The organism is Stenotrophomonas sp. P5_B8 (genome assembly GCF_054049855.1).
Window position 1 is genome coordinate 1 of the sequence record NZ_JBFULO010000036.1, and the last position, 18,243, is coordinate 18,243.

At 66.4% G+C, this 18,243-nt stretch carries 15 protein-coding genes; 7 read left to right on the forward strand and 8 right to left on the reverse strand.

Annotated elements, in window-relative coordinates; genetic code table 11:
* Positions 1–462, forward strand: a 462-nt coding sequence (locus ACXJKH_RS03745) for a hypothetical protein (protein WP_457318355.1), incomplete at its 5' end; no start/stop codon positions are given.
* 373 nt (positions 463–835) lie between these two features.
* Here ACXJKH_RS03745 and ACXJKH_RS03750 read toward each other — a convergent pair.
* Together ACXJKH_RS03750 and ACXJKH_RS03755 are read right to left on the reverse strand one after the other, a co-directional pair.
* Complete coding sequence (locus ACXJKH_RS03750) at positions 836–2,209, reverse strand: serine hydrolase domain-containing protein (protein ID WP_256775830.1); 1,374 nt, start codon at positions 2,207–2,209, stop codon at positions 836–838.
* Between the two features lie 153 nt (positions 2,210–2,362).
* On the reverse strand, positions 2,363–3,955 hold the full coding sequence (locus ACXJKH_RS03755) for a GMC family oxidoreductase (RefSeq protein ID WP_457318356.1): 1,593 nt from the start codon (positions 3,953–3,955) through the stop codon (positions 2,363–2,365).
* Between the two features lie 216 nt (positions 3,956–4,171).
* On the opposite strand from ACXJKH_RS03755, the gene ACXJKH_RS03760 reads away from it, so the two are divergent.
* Together ACXJKH_RS03760 and ACXJKH_RS03765 are read left to right on the forward strand one after the other, a co-directional pair.
* The gene (locus ACXJKH_RS03760; protein WP_457318357.1) at positions 4,172–5,506 is read left to right on the forward strand and encodes an NTP/NDP exchange transporter; all 1,335 of its coding nucleotides are present in this window, start codon (positions 4,172–4,174) and stop codon (positions 5,504–5,506) included.
* Positions 5,507–5,534: 28 nt separating this feature from the next.
* Positions 5,535–5,891 (forward strand): DUF1304 domain-containing protein, encoded by a 357-nt coding sequence (locus tag ACXJKH_RS03765; protein ID WP_256775827.1) that lies wholly within the window; start codon positions 5,535–5,537, stop codon positions 5,889–5,891.
* Between the two features lie 41 nt (positions 5,892–5,932).
* Here ACXJKH_RS03765 and ACXJKH_RS03770 read toward each other — a convergent pair whose 3' ends face one another.
* From ACXJKH_RS03770 to ACXJKH_RS03780, 3 genes are all read right to left on the reverse strand, one after another.
* Positions 5,933–6,115 (reverse strand): hypothetical protein, encoded by a 183-nt coding sequence (locus tag ACXJKH_RS03770; protein ID WP_457318358.1) that lies wholly within the window; start codon positions 6,113–6,115, stop codon positions 5,933–5,935.
* A gap of 204 nt (positions 6,116–6,319) precedes the next feature.
* Positions 6,320–8,800, reverse strand: coding sequence for an acyl-CoA dehydrogenase (locus ACXJKH_RS03775; RefSeq protein WP_256777739.1), 2,481 nt, complete (start codon positions 8,798–8,800; stop codon positions 6,320–6,322).
* Positions 8,797–9,717 carry an alpha/beta fold hydrolase gene (locus tag ACXJKH_RS03780; protein ID WP_457318359.1) on the reverse strand — a complete coding sequence of 307 codons (921 nt, stop codon included), beginning with the start codon at positions 9,715–9,717 and terminating at the stop codon, positions 8,797–8,799. The genes ACXJKH_RS03775 and ACXJKH_RS03780 overlap by 4 nt, the downstream gene beginning before the upstream one ends.
* Before the next feature lie 165 nt (positions 9,718–9,882).
* Here ACXJKH_RS03780 and ACXJKH_RS03785 point away from each other — a divergent pair, with 165 nt between their 5' ends.
* Positions 9,883–10,485 carry a TetR/AcrR family transcriptional regulator gene (locus ACXJKH_RS03785; protein ID WP_228884169.1) on the forward strand — a complete coding sequence of 201 codons (603 nt, stop codon included), beginning with the start codon at positions 9,883–9,885 and terminating at the stop codon, positions 10,483–10,485.
* A gap of 141 nt (positions 10,486–10,626) precedes the next feature.
* Here the strand turns inward: ACXJKH_RS03785 and ACXJKH_RS03790 are convergent, their stop codons facing one another.
* The 3 genes from ACXJKH_RS03790 to hslO all read right to left on the reverse strand — a co-directional run bounded on the left by ACXJKH_RS03790 (position 10,627) and on the right by hslO (position 15,811).
* Positions 10,627–13,479, reverse strand: coding sequence for a TonB-dependent receptor (locus ACXJKH_RS03790; protein ID WP_457318360.1), 2,853 nt, complete (start codon positions 13,477–13,479; stop codon positions 10,627–10,629).
* A gap of 458 nt (positions 13,480–13,937) precedes the next feature.
* A complete protein-coding gene (locus ACXJKH_RS03795) occupies positions 13,938–14,795 on the reverse strand; it encodes an XOO1806 family protein (RefSeq protein WP_256775823.1) in 858 nt (285 codons plus the stop codon).
* 119 nt (positions 14,796–14,914) lie between these two features.
* Complete coding sequence (gene hslO / locus ACXJKH_RS03800; protein WP_457318361.1) at positions 14,915–15,811, reverse strand: Hsp33 family molecular chaperone HslO; 897 nt, start codon at positions 15,809–15,811, stop codon at positions 14,915–14,917.
* 79 nt (positions 15,812–15,890) lie between these two features.
* Here hslO and mtgA point away from each other — a divergent pair, with 79 nt between their 5' ends.
* The 3 genes from mtgA to ACXJKH_RS03815 are packed head-to-tail and all read left to right on the forward strand — an operon-like array spanning position 15,891 to position 18,074.
* Positions 15,891–16,640, forward strand: a complete 750-nt coding sequence (mtgA, locus tag ACXJKH_RS03805; RefSeq protein WP_457318362.1) for a monofunctional biosynthetic peptidoglycan transglycosylase — start codon at positions 15,891–15,893, stop codon at positions 16,638–16,640.
* Between the two features lie 23 nt (positions 16,641–16,663).
* Positions 16,664–17,683, forward strand: a complete 1,020-nt coding sequence (locus ACXJKH_RS03810; protein ID WP_457318363.1) for a glycosyltransferase family 2 protein — start codon at positions 16,664–16,666, stop codon at positions 17,681–17,683.
* On the forward strand, positions 17,643–18,074 hold the full coding sequence (locus ACXJKH_RS03815) for a CBS domain-containing protein (protein WP_256775819.1): 432 nt from the start codon (positions 17,643–17,645) through the stop codon (positions 18,072–18,074). Before ACXJKH_RS03810 ends, ACXJKH_RS03815 begins: the two co-directional genes overlap by 41 nt.
* The last annotated feature ends 169 nt before the right edge of the window (positions 18,075–18,243 follow it).

Below are 18,243 nucleotides of genomic sequence, written 5' to 3' on the forward strand. Positions count from 1 at the left end.
GAAGGCAACCGCCCGCAAGGCAGTGAAGAGAAGGCAACCGCCCGCAAGGCAGTGAAGAAGACGGCGAAGAAGGCAGTCCGCAAGGTCGCCAAGAAGGCCGCCGCCAAGAAGACCGCAAAGAAGGCAGTGAAGAAGACGGCGAAGAAGGCAACCCGCAAGGTAGCCAAGAAGTCCGCTGCCAAGAAGACCGCCAAGAAAGCCGTCCGCAAGGTAGCCAAGAAGGCCACGGCCAAGAAGGCGACCAAGAAGACGGCCAAGAAAGCGGCCAAGAAGACCGCCAAAAAGGCCGTCCGCAAGGTAGCCAAGAAGGCTACCGCGAAGAAGGCCACCGCACGCAAGGCGCCGGCCAAGAAGGCGTCCGCCAAGAAAGCGGTGAAGAAGGTTGCAAAGCGCAAGCCGGCCGTTCGCAAGAAGAAGGCCGCTCCGGTCGCCCTGCCGGCAACTCCGGCACCGCTGATCTAAGTCGTTCCCGATAGCCGTACCTGAAACCCCCTTCCCTGGCAGCCCAGCGGGGAGGGGGTTTTTTTATGGGCGCCGTGTTTGTGGCCGTTACGCGGCGCATGCGCAGCAGGGTAGAGCCGAGCCACGCTCGGCTGCCGTCGCCGTCGCCGTCGCGCTTACGCCGCGCGTCGGCAGTGCCCGCCGCTGGCCGGCTCCCCCCCGCTGCCCGCCACGCCCGACGCTACATGCGATCGATGCCAGGCTGATCGACCGCGAGGTTCGTACGCATTGCGCAGCCACCCATGGGGTGGCTCTACCCATCGCCTGGCCGATCCGTTCGGCCACAAAAAAGGCGGCCGAGCGGCCGCCTTTTTGATTCACGCCGGTGCCGCACTCAACGCGGCGAGGCCACCGCGCGATTGGAAGAGACGCCCTTGCGCTTGGTCGCCGGCGCGGCGTCTTCGGCCATCAGGCTGTCGCTGCCGAAGTCGGTGTCCACGTCCAGCCAGCGCTGGGTCGGCAGGCCCATGGCCTGGTCCAGGATGGTCGGGAGCAGGCCGCTGGGCAGGCTGCTTTCACCATTCCAGAGGATGGCGATGCCGAGGTCGCGCTCGGGCACCAGCGCGACCAGGCCGCGATAGCCTTGCACCGCGCCGGCGTGGAAGACCACTTCATGGCCGGCGTAATCGAAGTTGCGCCAGCCCAGTGCGTAACCGGCCGAATGCAGGCGTTCGCGGCGCCAGCCCGAGCGCATTTCGCCCGGGGTGTTGATCAGGGTCGAGTGCAGGGTGGCCAGCAGCGGCGCGGGCAGCACGTCCGGGCGATGGCCGGTGTGGGCCAGCAGCCACTGCGCCATGTCGCTGGCGCTGGCGTTGACGCCCGCTGCAGGGGCCAGGCGGTAGTAGGTCGGCTTCGGATTCAACGATACCCAGCCATTGCGGCTGCGCACGTGCGGACGCGCCCAGCGCGAGCTGGCCTGGATGCCGGCCAGACCAAGGCTGGCATCGTCCATGCCCAATGGTTTGAACAGGCGGCGCTCGACGGACTGTTCGTAGAAGCTGCCCGAGGCGGCGTAGACGACGTCGCCGATCAGGCTGAAGGCCACGTTCTGGTAGGCGTAGCAATCGCCCGGCAGGCACTTGAGCGAGGTCGAGGCCAGCTTGTGGGTGAGCGTGTAGTACTCGGCGTTGCCTTCCACGTCGCGGTCGTAGGCGTTGTAGGGCAGGCCGACGCGGTGGCTGAGCAGATCGGCCACGGTCAGGCGGTCGGTCGCTTCAGGCGTGCTCAGCTGGAAACCGGGCACGTAGTCGGTGACCTTGCTGTCCCAGCGCAGCGTGCCATCGTTGACCAGCAGGCCGGCCATGGTGCCGGCGAAGGCCTTGGACAGCGATGCAAGGCGGAACACGGTGTGTGCGTCGACCTGTTGCGGGTTGTTGACGTCGGTGACACCATAACCGCGCGCGCTGAGCACGCGGCCGCCCTGGACGATGGCCACGGCCATGCCTGGCACGCGCTCGCCGTAGGTGAGCTGCTGGGCCATCGATTCGATCGCGGCGACGTTGAAGCCCTGCGCCGGCGGCAGCACCTTCGGGTTCGCCTCAGTGGCGCGGTACGCGGCCGGCTGGGTGTGCGGAATCGCCGCGGCGTTCTCGATGTTGACGGGGAACGCGGGGGTCTGGGCAGTGGAAGACATTGCAATGGGCATCAACATGCCCAGCAACCCGGTGGCCGCCGAACGGATCGGTCGGCGCCTGCTGTTCTGATTCATCGTGTAGGGCCCGTGCGCAACTGCTGTGACCGATTCTAGCGCCGCTTTTCGTGATTGCACAAACGAAGCGAAGATGAATGCGTATCTGGTTGAAAAGGCGCGGTTTTTGCATCACCCGGCCGCTCCCCGCGGTACTTGGCAGCGCAGCCCTGTTCAGCTTGAGACAGCGTCCTGCAGTATCCACTGCGCGGCACGCTCGGCCAGCATGATGGTCGGCGCGTTGGTGTTGCCGCTGACCAGGCTCGGCATCACCGAGGCATCCACCACCCGCAGCCGGCGCAGTCCGCGCACGCGCAGCTGCGGATCGACCACCGCGTCGGCGTGGATGCCCATCGCGCAGGTGCCGACCGGGTGGTAGATGGTTTCGGCCTTGGCGCGGATGAAGGCGGTCAACGCCGCATCGTCCAGGTCCTGCCGGGGCGGGAAGATCGGTGCGCCGCGCCAGCGATCGAAGGCCGGTTGGCGCAGGATCGCCGCAGACATGCGCACGCATTCCTTCATCATCGCCAGGTCGGCGCCGTCGGCATCGCTGAGGTAGTTGGCTTCGATCCGCGGCGCGGACGCCGCGTCGGCATCGCGCAGCAGGATCCGGCCGCGGCTGCGCGGATGCAGGGCGCAGGCATGCAGCGTGTAGCCATCGCCGGGGAGTCRGTGACGGCCGTGGTTGTCCAGCATGGCCGGCACGAAGTGGAACTGCACGTCGGCGCGCGCGTCGGTGGCCAAGGCCGAGCGCGCGAAACCGCCGGCTTCGGCGATGTTGCTGCTGCCGGCGCCGCGACGGCCGCGCAGGAAATAGTCGACGGCGATGCGCGCCTGGTTGGCGCGGTCGTAGCTCACCCCCGGCAGGGTGTGCACCAGGGTGCAGATGTCCAGGTGGTCCTGCAGGTTGCCGCCGACCCCGGGCAGGTCGGCGCGCACGCTGATGCCATGCCTGCGCAGCGGCGTGGCCGCGCCGATCCCGGACAGCATCAGCAACTGGGGTGAATGGATCGCGCCGGCACTGAGGATCACCTCGCCGCTCGCGGCGGCATGCCGATGCTGGCGGCCCTGGTGGAAAAACACGCCGCTGGCGGCGTCGCCGCTGAAGCTCAGCGCGGTGGCACGCGCGCCGGTAAGCACGGTCAGGTTGCGCCGACCGCGCGCGGGGCGCAGGTAGGCGGTGGCGGTGGAACACCGGGCGCCTTCGCGCTGGGTGACCTGGTACAGGCCGACGCCGAGCTGCGCAGCGCCGTTGAAGTCATCGTTGCGTGCGTGCCCGGCCTGCACGGCCGCATCGAGGAAGGCGGCCGAGAGGGGGTTGTGGTGGCGCAGGTCGGACACCGACAGCGGCCCGGCGTCGCCATGCAGCGCGCTGCCGCCGCGGCTGTTGGATTCGCTGTGCAGGAACCACGGCAGCACCTGCGCCCATTCCCAACCGCTGGCACCGGCGGCGGCCCAACCGTCGTAGTCGGCGGCCACCCCGCGCACGTAGCACATCGCGTTGATCGAACTGGAGCCGCCCAGCACCTTGCCGCGCGGCCACCACAGCCGGCGTCCGTCCAGTGCCGGCTCGGTTTCGGTTTCCAGGTTCCAGTTGATGCGCCGGTTGTTGACCAGCCGGGCCAGTCCGGCCGGCATGTGGATGAACGGGTTGCGGTCGCGCGGACCGGCCTCCAGCAGCAGCACCCGGCAGCGCGGATCGGCACTGAGGCGGTTGGCCAGTACGCAGCCGGCCGAGCCGGCGCCCACGATGATGTAGTCGTACATGGTTCCCCTCGAATACGGACCGCTCCCCAACGGTGCCCTGCGAGCATAGGGCAGGGCGGCCGGTAGCGGGGACGGGATGACAGCCACGCTGCGTTGCGTGCATGGCCCTGCCGGAGACTGGCGATGTTGCGGTGCATCGTTTACCTTGCGGGCTCTGCTGCCTGGAGTCGCCACGATGCCGCCGTTGTCACGCCGCCCGGACCGGGAGTGGGTGCGATGAGTGCTGCAGCACCGGCACCGGTACGTCCGGGGCTGCGCGGGGCGCTGCGGCAATCCCCTCCGCTGATCTGGGCATGCCTGTACTTCTTCTGCCTGCTCAGCGGCTACTACGTGCTGCGCCCGGTGCGCGAGGCGATGGCCGCTTCGTCCGATCCGCAGGCGGTGTTCCCGCCGGTGCTGATCAACTGGTTCAGTGCGCATGGCATCGCGCTGCAGGACTTCGTATTGCAGGTCCTGTTCACCTGCGTGTTCCTGATCATGCTGGTGCTGCAGCCGCTGTACGGCGCGGTGGTCAGCAGCTACCCGCGCCGGGTGTTCCTGCCGGCGGTCTATGGTTTCTTCATCGTCTCCCTGTTGGGCTTCTATCTGCTGTTCGACAGTGGCGTCCCCGGGCGCGGCATGGCGTTCTTCTTCTGGGCCGCGGTGTTCAACCTGTTTGCGGTCGCCGTGTTCTGGAGCTTCATGGCCGACGTGTTCTCCAACACGCAGGCGCGCGCGGTGTACGGCTACATCGGTGCGGCCGGCACCCTCGGTGCCTTCCTGGGCCCGATCATCACCTCGGCGCTGGTGCAGCGGGTCGGCATCGCCAACTTGATGCTGGTCTCGGCGGGATTCCTCACCGCCTGCCTGGGGTGCATCTGGCGGCTGCGGTTGTGGGCCGTGGCGCGGGAGCAGGAACAACAGCTGGCCTCGGGTGAGACCCCGATGGGCGGCAGCGTGCTCGACGGCCTCAAACTGATCGCGCGCGAGCCGCTGCTGCGCTGGCTGGCGGTGCTGGTGCTGTTCGGGGTGGGCATCGGGACGCTGCTGTACAACGAGCAGGCGGCGATCGTGCGCCGTCTGTACACCGACCCGGCGGCCAGCACCGCGTTCTTCTCGCGGGTGGACCTGGCAGTCAATGCGTTGACCCTGATCCTGCAGCTGGGCCTGACCCGCTGGCTGCTGTCGCGCCACGGCATCGCCCCGGCGCTGTTGATCCCCGGCTTTGCGATCATCATCGGCTTCTCGGTGCTGGCCGCTTCGCCGTTGCCGATGCTGGTGGCGCTGGTGCAGATCATGACCCGCGCCAGCGAGTTCTCGCTGGCCAAGCCCGCKCGCGAGACGATCTTCACCCGTGTGGACCGCCAGTGGCGCTACAAGGCCGGCGCGGCGATCGACACCGTGGTGTACCGCGGTGCGGACCTGACCTTCGCCTGGGTCCACAAGGGGCTGTCGCTGTTCGGGTCGCATGCGGTGTTCGCCGGTGGCCTGGTGGTGGCCGGGATCATGACCACGGCCGCGTTCGGGTTGCTGCGCGAGGAAAAGAAGCTGCCGGCCGAGCGCCCGGAGTAAGCTCTCCGCATCCCATCGAGGCCTGCCCATGTACTGGACCGCACTGACCCTGACCCTGCTGGTCGCCCTGCTGCACGTGTACTTCCTCGTGCTGGAGATGTTCCTGTGGACCCGGCCGCTCGGTCTGAGGACCTTCCGCAACACGCCGGAGAAGGCTGAGGCCACCCGCGTGCTGGCCGCCAACCAGGGCCTGTACAACGGCTTCCTGGCCGCCGGCCTGTTCTGGGGCGTGTTCGATCATCTGCCGATGCTGGTGAACTTCTCGCTGGGCTGCGTGATCGTGGCCGGCTGCTACGGCGCGTACAGCGTCAACAAGCGCATCTTCTTCATCCAGGCCGTGCCGGCGATCCTCGCCGTGGCCGCCTGGTGGATGGTGCCGGCCTGAACCGGCGTAGAGCCGCCCCATGGGTGGCTGCGCGATAWCGATCAGCGCTTCGCCTGCAGCACCACCGATACCGGGCTGCGCGCGTTGAACACGGTGATGCATCCCTCGTCGCGCGCGTAGTTTGGACGTGCGGGTAGGTCGATGCCTGAAGCGAAGAGCCAGATCAACGGCTGCGAGGACGGCCGTTGCCTGGCTTGGGCGGGACGGGTGGGTTGGCAGGACACGCCGTAAATCCATCCGTGGAGGCTCGCGTGCGCCCTCCATGGCGCACGCGAGCTTACAGGGACGTACTTGCAGCGTGTCCCGCAAACCCGCGCACCTCTGCCCAGCGCACGGGCTTTCAGATATGGCATGTCCGTGTGCTTGGATAAAACGAAAAAAAAACGGCGGACCGAAGTCCGCCGTTTTCGTTTATGCCGCTGCCTGGATCACGCCGCTTCCTGCGACTGCTGATCCTTGCGTTCGCGGTCGTAATACCCGGCCGAACGCAGCTCGTGCGGATCGAAATCGTCCACGGTGATGGTTTCCAGGGTCAGCGTGCGCAGCTCTTCCAGCAGCGTGCGCTCGTCCTGGGTGATCACGCCCTCGGCCACGGCTTCGTCCAGCTGGGAGTGGAAGTCCAGCGCCTCGATACCCTTGGTCTTGACCGCCTTGATGAACTTGCGCTCCACCGGCTCGGCCATGATCGCCTTGGACAGGTAGCTGTTGATGCGGCCACCCGGGTTGTTCTCGCACGGGGTCAGGAACACGCCGTTGGCCAGGCGATCACGCGCTTCGTTGGGCGCCATCAGCAGTGCGGCCACGCGGTGGCCCAGCCGGTCGCCCGGCGCCTCGGCACGACGGCCGAACGGGAAGATCAGCAGCCACATCAGCCAGCCGATCGGACGGATCGGGAAGTTGCGCAGGGCACCGGACAACGACTCTTCGATCTTGTGCACGCTGTCATGGAAGGCCCAGGCCAGCAGCGGCTGGTCGGCCGCCGGTGCCCCTTCGTCGTGGTAACGCTTGAGCATCGCGCTGGTCATGTAGATGTGGCTCAGCACATCGCCCAGACGACCGGACAGCGATTCCTTGAACTTCAGCTTGCCGCCCAGCGTCATCATCGAGATGTCGGCCATCAGCGCCAGGTTGGCCGAATACCGGTCGAGTTTGCGGAAGTAACGGCGGGTGTAGGCGTCGCCCGGGGCGGCACCGATACGCGCGCCGGTCAGGCCGAACCAGAACGAACGCACGGCGTTGGAAATGCCGAAGCGGATATGCCCGAACAGGCTGCGGTCGAATTCCTGCAGGCCGGCCTTGGTGTCCGGGTCCTGCGCGGCCTTCATTTCCTTCAGCACCCACGGGTGGCAGAGGATCGCACCCTGGCCGAAGATCAGCAGGCTGCGGGTCATGATGTTGGCGCCCTCCACCGTGATCGCGATCGGCGCGGCCTGCCAGCTGCGGCCGGCGAAGTTGCGCGGCCCCAGGATGATGCCCTTGCCGCCGATCACATCCATCATGTCCGAGATGACTTCACGGCTCATGGTGGTGCAGTGGTACTTGGCGATCGCCGAGGGCACCGACGGCACATCGCCGCGGTCCACCGCAGCCGCGGTGGCCTGGCACAGCGCGCTGATCGCGTACGCCTTGCCGCCGATGCGGGCCAGTGCTTCTTCCACGCCTTCGAAGCGCCCGACCGACAGGCCGAACTGCTTGCGGATGCGCGCATAGGCACCGGTCACCACCGCACCGGCCTTCGCGCCGCCACTGGCGGTGGAGGGCAGGGTGATCGAGCGGCCCACGGCCAGGCACTCGTTGAGCATGTTCCAGCCCTTGCCGGCCTTCTCGGCGCCGCCGATCAGCTGGGTGAGCGGAATGAACACGTCCTTGCCGCGGATCGGGCCGTTCTGGAAGGTCGAGTTGAGCGGGAAGTGGCGGCGGCCGATTTCCACGCCGGCGGTCTCACGCGGCAGCAGCGCCAGGGTGATGCCGATATCGCGGGTGGTGCCGATCAACCCGTCCGGGTCGTACATGCGGAAGGCCAGGCCGATCAGCGTGGCCACCGGGGCCAGGGTGATGTAGCGCTTGTCGAAGGTGAGCTTGACGCCGAGCACCTGCTCGCCGTTCCACTCGCCCTTGCAGACGATGCCGTAATCGGGGATCGAGGTGGCGTCCGAGCCGGCAAACGGACCGGTCAGGCCGAAGCAGGGCACTTCGCGGCCATCGGCCAGGCGTGGCAGGTACTGGTCCTTCTGCGCCTGGGTGCCGTAGTGGTTGAGCAGTTCGCCCGGGCCGAGCGAGTTGGGCACGCCGACGGTGGAGCTGACCACGCTCGACACCGAGGCCAGCTTCTGGATCACCTTGTGGTGGGCCAGCGCGCTGAAGCCCAGGCCGCCGTATTCCTTCGGAATGATCATGCCGAAGAACTTGTTCTTCTTGATGAAGCTCCACAGTTCCGGCGGCAGGTCGGCGTAAACGTGGGTGATTTCCCAGTCATTGACCATCTTGCACAGCGCTTCGACCGGGCCATCGAGGAAGGCCTGTTCTTCGGCGGTGAGCTGCGGCTTGGGGTAGTTCAGCAGGATGTTCCAGTCCGGGTCACCGGTGAACAGCTGGCCTTCGAAGCCGACCGAGCCGGTTTCCAGCGCGATGCGCTCGGTCTGCGACAGCGGCGGCAGCACCTTGCGGAACACCTTCATCATCGGTGCGGTCAGCAGCGGCTTGCGGATGAAGGGCAGCAGCAGCGGCACGGCGATGACCGCGACGATGGCGGCGGCCACGATGGTGGCGGTCTGGTTGACGTAGGGGATGAACCAGCAGGCGGCCAGCAGCACGACGCTGATGATCGTCCAGGTGATCAGCCGCATCCGATGGTAGGCGACGATGGCGCCCGCCAGCAGGATGGCCAGGAAGGGAACGACAATGCTCATGAGCGTGCTCCGGTGACGTGCTCGGTAGTGGCGGACTGTGCCACGGCGGAGGCCGAGGGCAACACGTCCAGATAGTCCAACACAGTAGCGGTAAAGGCGTTGTTGTCGTCACCGGCGACCATGTGCGTGGCCTCCGGCAACTGCACATGGCGCGCATGCGGCACCAACGCGAGGAATTCGGCCACCGTCTGCGGGGTGACCAGGGTGCTGCGCCCGCCGCTGACCAGCAGCAACGGGCATTTCACCTGGCGCGCCGCTTCGGCGAGCGCGTCTTGGTGCTGCTCGCTGTCGCGCGCCAGTTCGGCGACCAGGCGCGGGTCCCAATGCCAGCGCCAGCGACCGTGGCCGTCTTCGCGCAGCAGCGCGCGCAGGGAATCGTCGGACTTGCGCGGGCGGTGTGGCATGTAGGCCGAGATCACGTCGGCGGCCTGCGACAGCGATGCGAAGCCGTCCGGGTGCGCGGTCATGAACATCAGAATGCGTTCGACCCCGGCGGTGTCCCAGCGCGGCGTAATGTCCACCAGCACCATCGCCGAGAACAGGCCAGGCCAGCGCGATTCGGCGAGCAGCCCGAACAGGCCGCCCATCGAGGCGGCGACCAGGATCGGCGGCTGCGGTTGTTCGYCGGCCAGCACGATCAGGTCGTCGGCGAACTGCTCGCCGTGGTACGCAAGTTCGGTCGGGTTCCAGTCCGAATCGCCGTGGCCGCGCGCGTCATAAGCCAGGGTCTGGTACCCGGCGGCGGCGAGTGACTGCGCGGTGGTGATCCAGGCATGCCGGGTCTGGCCGAAGCCATGGGCGAACAGCACCGTGCCGCGGCGTCCCGGCGGGGAGCGGGTAGCAGCCAGCACGGCGTCCTGCGCGCCGGTCAGTCGCTCATCTTCAAAACGGGGCAGGGTAGCGGAAGGATTGACCATACTCGTTAGTATGGACCTGCCCCGTGGCATGTCAATACTTGAGGGTATGGTGGTCGCTGCAATGCTGCGGGAGGGGCGGGCCAGCACGCGTGATGAAGGCGCCGGACCGGCTGCGGCCGCGGCATTTGGCGGACACGGACCCCGGCGTATGGTTAAATCGTTGCCATGAATGAACCTGAAGCTTCCGCCGGCGAGCCACGTGCCGGCCGCAACAGCCGCCTGAGCGCGGAAGACTGGGCCCAGGCCGCCCTGGACCTCATTGCAGAACAAGGCGTTGGTGCGGTCGCGGTGGAACCGTTGGCGCGTCGGCTGGGGGTGACCAAGGGCAGTTTCTACTGGCATTTCCCCTCCCGTGATGCGCTGCTGCAGGCCGCGCTGGAGCGCTGGGAGCTGTTCGAGCAGGAGCAGGTGTTCGGCAGCCTGGAAGACGTGCCCGATCCGCGCGTGCGCCTGCGCCAGTTGTTCCAGGTGGTGGCGCACGAGGTACAGCCGCACATCATCTACAGCGAGCTGCTCAAGGCGCTGGACCACCCGATGGTGCGGCCGGTCATCGACCGCGTGTCGCACCGTCGGCTGGAATACCTGGTGGCCTCGTTCCGCCAGGCCGGGCTGAGCCGCACCGATGCGCAGCACCGCGCACGGTTGGCGTATGCGGCCTATGTCGGCTTCCTGCAGTTGTCGCTGCAATTGCAGCAGCCCAAGCAGGCCCGCGAGGATTTCGAGGCGTACGTCGAGCATGTTATCGAGACGCTGATCCCGATCGGCTGAGCAGCGCCGGGTTGCAGGCGAAAAGGCTGCGGAGACGCGGCCTTTTTCGTGGTCGACCGTTTCCGCGCCGGCAGCTGTCGCACAAAAAACAACGGCCCCTTTCGGGGCCGTTGCTGCATCAGGTGCTGATCCGTGGAGCGATCAGAACTTCTGCTGGTACTTCATGTAGACGAAGCGACCGATGTCGAAGCCACCGTAGTACGAGTAGCCCGAGTTCGGCTGGGCGTATGCCGGCGCAGCCCAATGGTCGAACACGTTGTTGGCACCGATGGCCACCGACGCATTCCACGGCAGGGTGTAGGCAACCTGCAGGTCGTGGAAGGTGTTGGAGCCCAGCTCGTTCTGCGCCAGGATCTGACCGGCAGTGTCCGGAGCGCTGAAGTTCGGCAGGGTGCAGCGGTCGTCGAAGAAGCACTCTTCCTTGGTACCGGAGTAGTAACGCGCGGTCCAGGTCACCGACAGGTTGTCCAGCTGCCAGTTGATCGTAGCGTTCGAGCGCAGGCGGAAGTTGCCGCCGAAGCCGTTCTGCTGGGTCGGCGGGTTGTCCGAGTTGTCCTGCTTGATTTCGCTCTTGACCACGTAGCTGTTCTGCAGCGAGGTGGTGAAGTTGCCGAAGCTGGTCTCGAAGCGGTAGTTCAGGTCGAAGTCGAAGCCTTCCACTTCCTGGTAACCGGCGTTGCGCAGGCCGAAGTTCAGGGCCGTGATGTTACCCGCAGCGTTACGGCTGAACCCGACGCAGCGCGACTCGATGCCACGCAGGTAGCAGTCATTGAGCAGGTCGGTCGGCGTRTCGGCAACGATGGTGTTGTCGATGCGGATGTTCCACCAGTCCAGCGAGGTGTTGAAGCCGGTGAGGAACTCCGGGCTCCAGACCACGCCCAAGGTCTTGGACTTGGAGGTTTCCGGGGTCAGCTCCGGGCTCGAGCCGGTGACGAACGGCACGTTGGTCTGCTCACCCGGGCCCGGGGAAACGGTGGTGCCCGAGGAATCGAGCTGGCGGAAGCCCGCCGGCACGTCCTGGAGGCAGCGCGCGTTGCCGCCCGCCGGACCGTACGAGGTATCGCACGGATCGGTGTAGTCCTCGAAGGTCTGCGAGATACCGCCGTACAGATCGGCCACGGTCGGGGCGCGGAAGCCTTCCGACCAAGTACCACGGATCAGCAGCTGGTCGATCGGCTTCCACTTCAGGCCGAACTTGCTGTTGAGCGTGTCACCGAAGGTGTCGTAATCCGAGTAACGGGTCGCGGCGGTGACGGTCAGTTCCTTGGCGAACGGCAGGTCGGCCAGGATCGGCACCTGCAGTTCCAGGTAGACCTCGTTGAGGTTGTAACCGCCCGCGGTCGGGCCGGAAGCCAGATCGGTGGAGATACCGGTCTGGGCCAGCGCGTCCGGCGAGAACGAGCCGCTTTCTTCGCGACGCTCGATGCCCAGGGCAACGCCCAGGTCACCGGCCGGCAGGGTCAGCACGCTGCCGGAGATGTTGGCGAAGTAGTTCTTGGTGACGGTCTTGGAGACGGCCTGGCCCGGCTGGTACAGATAGGCCTGCACGTTCGGGTCGGACAGGCTGTTGGGCGAGTTGTAACCGTCCGGGATCAGCGGGTTCCACGGGGTGCATGCCCCCGGGCCGGAGCCGACCGGGATCGGAACCGCGTCGGTGGGGGTGCCGCACTGGTACTGGCCGTTCGCGTTGAGGAACGACGGACCGGTGGCCCGGCCAACCGCGTAGGTGTTCAGGTTACCCGTGCTGATCTGGGTGCCCTTGTTCTGGTTGTACAGGTAGCCCGCTTCCCAGTCCCAGTACTTCTCACCGGTCTGGAAGGAGCCGCTGAACACGCCAGTGAAGCGGGTGGTGGTCAGGTTGTTCTGCACCTGGCGCGGCACTTCCCAGCCGCGGCGGACATAGTCGATGTCCTCGCCAACCGGGTTGAACACGCTGTCGGCCGAGAGGCCCACTTCGCTGAGCGGGAAATTGGCGCTGGCAAACGGATAACCGGCGTTCTGGGCGAACGACTCGCGGTCKGTGTACATCACGCTGGTGTCGAAGCGCACGTTGTCGGTGAAGTCGAACGTGCCGTTCAAGAAGGCCGACTTGCGCTTGATGCCGCTGTACACGGTCGAGGCCAGCGCCGGGTTGGAGACATCGGTGCCGTTGATCGGACGGTAGCTGGCAAAGTCGGTCGGATCCAGGCCGGCGACGTCACGACGCAGGGTGTAGTTGGTGCCGTTGTAGAGGAAGCGGCCCCACTGCGAGGTACCGGACAGGCCGCCCGGACGCGGGTCGCTCTTCTCGCCGGTCGGGAAGCGGTCGCGGGAGAACCAGCGGTCCTTGGCCCACACCGGATCTTCGTTGGTGTATTCGACGCCGGCGGTCAGCGAGCCGCGCTCACCACGGAAGCCCATGATGAAGTCGTAGTTCTCGCGCTTGCCATCGCCCTGATCCCACTGGCCGATGTAGACGTTGGCTTCGGCGCCTTCGAAGTTCTTGCGGGTGATGATGTTGATCACGCCGGCGATGGCGTCCGAGCCGTAGATGGTGGATGCGCCGTCCTTCAGCACTTCGATGCGTTCGACCATGGCCGACGGAATCGAGGCGACGTCCTGCAGGCCATCGTTGGTGATGCCCAGGCGACGACCGTCGACCAGGACCAGGGTGCGGTTGGCACCGAGGTTGCGCAGGTCGATGTAGTAACCACCGACGGCTTCACCCGAGCTCAGCGGCGAGGTGCGGCTGATGGCCGGGGAACCGGCGGTCGGAATGTTCTGCAGGATGTCGGCGACCGACTTGAAGCCCTGCTGCTGGATCTGGTCACGGGTGATGGTCAGGACCGGCTGTGCGGTTTCGGTATCGACCTGGCGGATGCGCGAACCGGTGACCTCGATGCGATCGAGGTTGGTCGGGCTGCCCGACTCCTGTGCCTGTGCAGTGGCGACGCCGGCGCTCGCGACCAGCGCGACCACGACCGCATCACGCAGCTTGTTGGACTTGAAATTCATTGGCTCTCTCTCTCCAAGGGAATCTTGGGTATTCACTAGGGTGTGTTTGCCTGCGGCGGCACCAAAGAAGCGGCGCCAAGCACCACGAGGCTGACTCGATAGTAACTGCGGATTCCAAAGAATTAAAGTAGCGTTAATACAGCTTGTGCGTGGCCTGTCGTTGAAAAAATGCCTTCCAAATCAATTACATCTTGATTTGGCTGCCTTATTTTTGTCTCGATGGTTAAGATAAGGTGAAGAAAATAGTTGCAATTGATTTGTCACCATTTGTRTCAATCGGTTTCGAGTCGCATCAGCGAGGTGGCGCATCACGCCCGGTTTCTGACCGTTCATGAGACACAAGATGTGCAACGTCTTCGGCGATCCGTCTGCTGGGAGGCGGCACCACTGGAACAAAAAAAGGCGCGCCGTGGCGGGCGCGCCTTTCGAAACATCCACCCGCGCCAGGCGCTGGGGGATCAGAGATCCTGTTCGTAGCGGACGTAGGGCACGGTGCCTTCGTCGGTGCTCTCGTTGCGCGGGGCGAAGGGATTCTTGCCGCGGGTGATCACGTTCTCGGCACCGACGGTGAGCTGACCGCTCCACGGGGTGCGCCAGGTCAGGCCGACGCCGAGGCCTTCCCACTTGCCGGGCTGCCCGGGCACATCGACCACGCGGCCGATGATGTTGCCGCTGAAATTGCCGTAGCCGGCACCGATGGTCAGGCTCTTGCTGTCCCAGCGGTCGACCAGCGCCGGGGAGGCATCGGACAGCGGAACCAGGCGTGCCTTGGCATAGGTGCCGCCGATCGACACAAAGCCTTCGCGACCGATGTTCTTCTGGCCGAACACGGTCAGGTCGTTCTGCTCGGCGCGCAGCGCCGGCGACTTGTTGGGACCGGCCAGCCACGCGGGCAGGGTATCGCGGCCGCTGCCGGCGGTGATGCCCAGGCGTCCGCCAGGACGGTTGAATGCAGCGGTGCCACTGACCCGGCGGCTGAGCGAGCTGTCTTCATCGTCCCCCAGGCTGGCCAACATGCAATGACTGGCCAGGCCGCTGATGCTGGTGCCGCGGCTGCTGTTGCAGAGCAGGCCCAGCGAATCGCCGGAGGACAGCCCGAAGGCGGCGTCCAGCGAGCTGCGGCCGAAATGCCAGCGTGCGCCGACCGCCTGTTCGCCGGTCGGTTCCAGGTACAGCAGGGCCTCGACCTTGCCGCTGCCCTTGTTCCAGATCGGCAGCACGGTGCTGTCCTGGCGCGGCTTGTTCTGCGCATGCGCGCCCGTTATCGCAGCGAGGGCGATCACAAGGGCCAGCGGTAGACGCAGAAGGGAGCGCATGGGAATTCTCAGACAGCAGCGGTGAGCACAAGTTCCCGCCGAAGCGGGACACTGATCCTAGGGCGTTTATGATTTCTTAACAAGTCTTCGTTCTCCCCAGAACAAAACTCGTGCGGCAATTACTGAAGCCGTTCAGGTGCCGGCGAGGAAACACCGGTATCGCTGAACAGTATGGCCAGTTCCGTCAAGGGAAAGTGATACTCGCGTCCGCAGAATTCGCAACGCACGTCAATCGCGCCGGTGGGTTCGGCCGCGGCGCGGGCTTCCACCTCGCCCAGCGATTCCAGCATGCCCTCCACCCGCTCGCGCGAGCAGGAGCAGTCGAAGCGCAGCGGGCGTTCGCCCAGCAGTTCCGGCGCTTCTTCATGGAAGAGGCGGTGCAGCAGTTCATTGCCGGCCACTTCAAGCAGTTCCTGCTTGCCCAGCGTCTCGAACAGGGCGCTGGCGCGCGACCAGCCGTCGTGGTCGCCCTCGTCGCCGGGCAGCTTCTGCAGCAGCAGGCCGGCGGCGTGTTCGCCGTCGGCGGCCAGCAGCAATCGCGTGGGCAGCTGTTCGGACTGACGGAAGTAATCTTCGAAGGCTTCGTCAAGGCCGGAGGCGGTGAGCCCGACCAGGCTCTGGTAGCGCTGCGGTTCGCGCGGGTCCAGGCCCRGGTTCTCGATGGTGATGGCCAGCAGCGCATCCTCGCCCAGCGAGGTCAGATCGCGCGGCGCATCGCCACCGCCGTCGGCCAGTTGCACGATGCCGCGCAGGGTACCGGCGGCCGTGCATTCGGCGAACAGGGTGCGCATGGGGGTGTTGCTGCGCAGCTGGATCGACAGGCGCCCGTCGACCTTGGTGTGCCCGGTGAACAGCGCCGAGGCGACGCTGGCCTCGCCGAGAAGTTCAGCGGCGGTCGGCGGGTACACGGCATGGGACAGGATCTCGCGCCAGGTCGCATCGAGGTGCACGTGCACGCCGCGGACGCCGGCAGCGGGAAGCAGGAAACGGACAAGGGTGTCGGATTGGGCGGTCATCGGCTCGGTGGCTGCGCTTATAGAGGGGCGGTTGCCGGATAATGCGCCGACAACCGTGCAAGCAAAGGATGCACCACTGATGGGGGCAGAGCGCAGCAATCTCAAGGCCGGACCGGGCCTGGAACCGTCACGCCCGCGGCGTTGGCACTGGAAGCGGTTGCTGTGGCTGCCGGTGCTGTTTGCCGCCTTCAGTGTGCTGCAGGTGCTGGTGCTGCGCTTCATCGATCCGCCGCTGTCCACGGTGATGCTGTGGCGGTACGGCGAGGCGCTGGGCCAGGGCGATTGGGACTACCGCCTGCATTACCAGTGGCGCGACCTGGACCAGATGGCACCGAGCCTGCCGATCTCGCTGGTGGCCGCCGAAGACCAGCGCTTCCCCGAGCACAATGGCTTTGACCTGCAGGCGATCGAGAAGGCGCGCGACCACAACGCCAAGGGGGGGCGCCTGCGCGGGGCCAGCACGATCAGCCAGCAGGTCGCCAAGAATCTGTTCCTGTGGCAGGGCCGCAGCTGGATCCGCAAGGGCCTGGAGGTCTGGTACACGGTGCTGATCGAGGCGCTGTGGCCGAAGTCGCGGATCCTGGAGATGTACGCCAACATTGCCGAGTTCGGCGACGGCATCTATGGCGCGCAGGCGGCGGCCCGGCAGTACTGGGGCAAGGACGCCGCGCGCCTGAGCCCGGCCGAGAGCGCGCGCCTTGCCGCGGTGCTGCCGGCGCCGCGCCGCTACAACGCCAGCAAGCCGGGGCCGTACGTGCAGCGCCGCGCGGCATGGATCCAGCGCCAGGCCCGCCARTTGGGCGGCGGCGCCTATCTGGGCGAGGACTGAATGCCGACCGCTACAATCCCCGCATGACAGCCCAACGCCTGACCCTGGTCATTGCGGCACACAACGAAGCGCTGGTGCTGCCGATGCTGCACCCGCGGCTGCGCGCGGTACTGGACGGGCTGCCCGATATCGAGGGGCGGGTGCTGTATGTCGATGACGGCAGCACCGACACCACGTGGGCGGTGATGCAGGCGCTGGCCGAGGCCGACCCGCGCGTGGGCGTGCTGCGGCTGTCGCGTAACTTCGGCAAGGAAGCGGCACTGACCGCGGGATTGGATTTCGTCGGGGACGGGGCGGCGATGATCCTCGACGCCGATGGCCAGGATCCGCCCGAACTGATTCMCGAGTTCGTCGCCTTGTGGCAGCAGGGCTACGACAACGTGTACGGCACGCGGCTGGTGCGCGACGGCGAAAGCTGGTTCAAGCGCAGTACGGCGGCGGCGTTCTACCGGGTGATCGGGCGTCTGTCCAAGACCCCGATCCCCGCCGATACCGGCGATTTCCGCCTGTTGTCGTCGCGCGCGCTGGAGGCGCTGGGACAGCTGCGTGAACGCCACCGGTTCATGAAGGGGCTGTTCGGCTGGGTCGGCTTCCGGCGCAAGGCGCTGCCCTACCACCGGCATGCGCGGTTGGTGGGGGAGAGCAAGTTCGGGCTGTGGAAGCTGTGGAATTTCGCGCTGGAAGGGATCACCGGTTTTTCGACCGCGCCCTTGCGGGTGACGACGTACCTGGGACTGGCCGCGGCCGGCTTCGCTTTCCTGTTCGCACTGTGGATCGTGGGCAAGGCGGCGCTGTACGGGGACCGGGTGGCGGGCTGGCCGACGATGATGGTCGTGATCCTGTTCCTGGGCGGCGTGCAGTTGATCGCACTGGGCCTCATCGGGGAATACCTGGGGCGGCTGTACGAGGAGTCCAAGCAGCGTCCGCTGTACCTGGTTGACACTTGGCAGGCGCCGTTCGTGGCAGACTCGGGCCTGCATCCCATCAGTGGAGAGCAGCGAGATGACCACGGTACGACAGCTGTTGGAAGGCAAGTCCCCTGAGGTTTTCGCGGTACCCCCGGACGCGGCGGTGATCGACGCGATCCGGCTGATGGCCGACAAGGGCATCGGGGCGGTGGTGGTGATGGAGGGCCGGCAACTGGTCGGGATCCTCTCCGAGCGCGATTACGCGCGCAAGATCGTGCTGCACGAGCGCTCTTCGCGGACGACGCGGGTGAGCGACATCATGACCGCGAAGGTGGTGACGGTGGCCTTGGCCGAGCAGGTCGAGCATTGCCTGCAGCTGGTGACCGATTACCGCATCCGGCACCTGCCGGTGGTCGATGCTGGCAGCGTGGTCGGGGTGATCTCGATCGGCGATCTGGTCAAGTCGGTGATCGATGAGCAGGCGCAGAAGCTGGATCAGCTGCAGCAGTACATCGTGGCGGGGTGAAGCGGTTACGCGCCTGTTGTCCGCGCTCTTTCCCATGCGCTAGGAGGCTCGGCGGTCGGTGGGTCGGGCGCTGGGCCCGCATGCCCTTTCCGGCGACGCCCCCGGCGTCGGCCTGCGGCCGCCACCTCCTCCTTTATTTCGCCTCCAAGCGCATGCGGGCCCCGCGCCC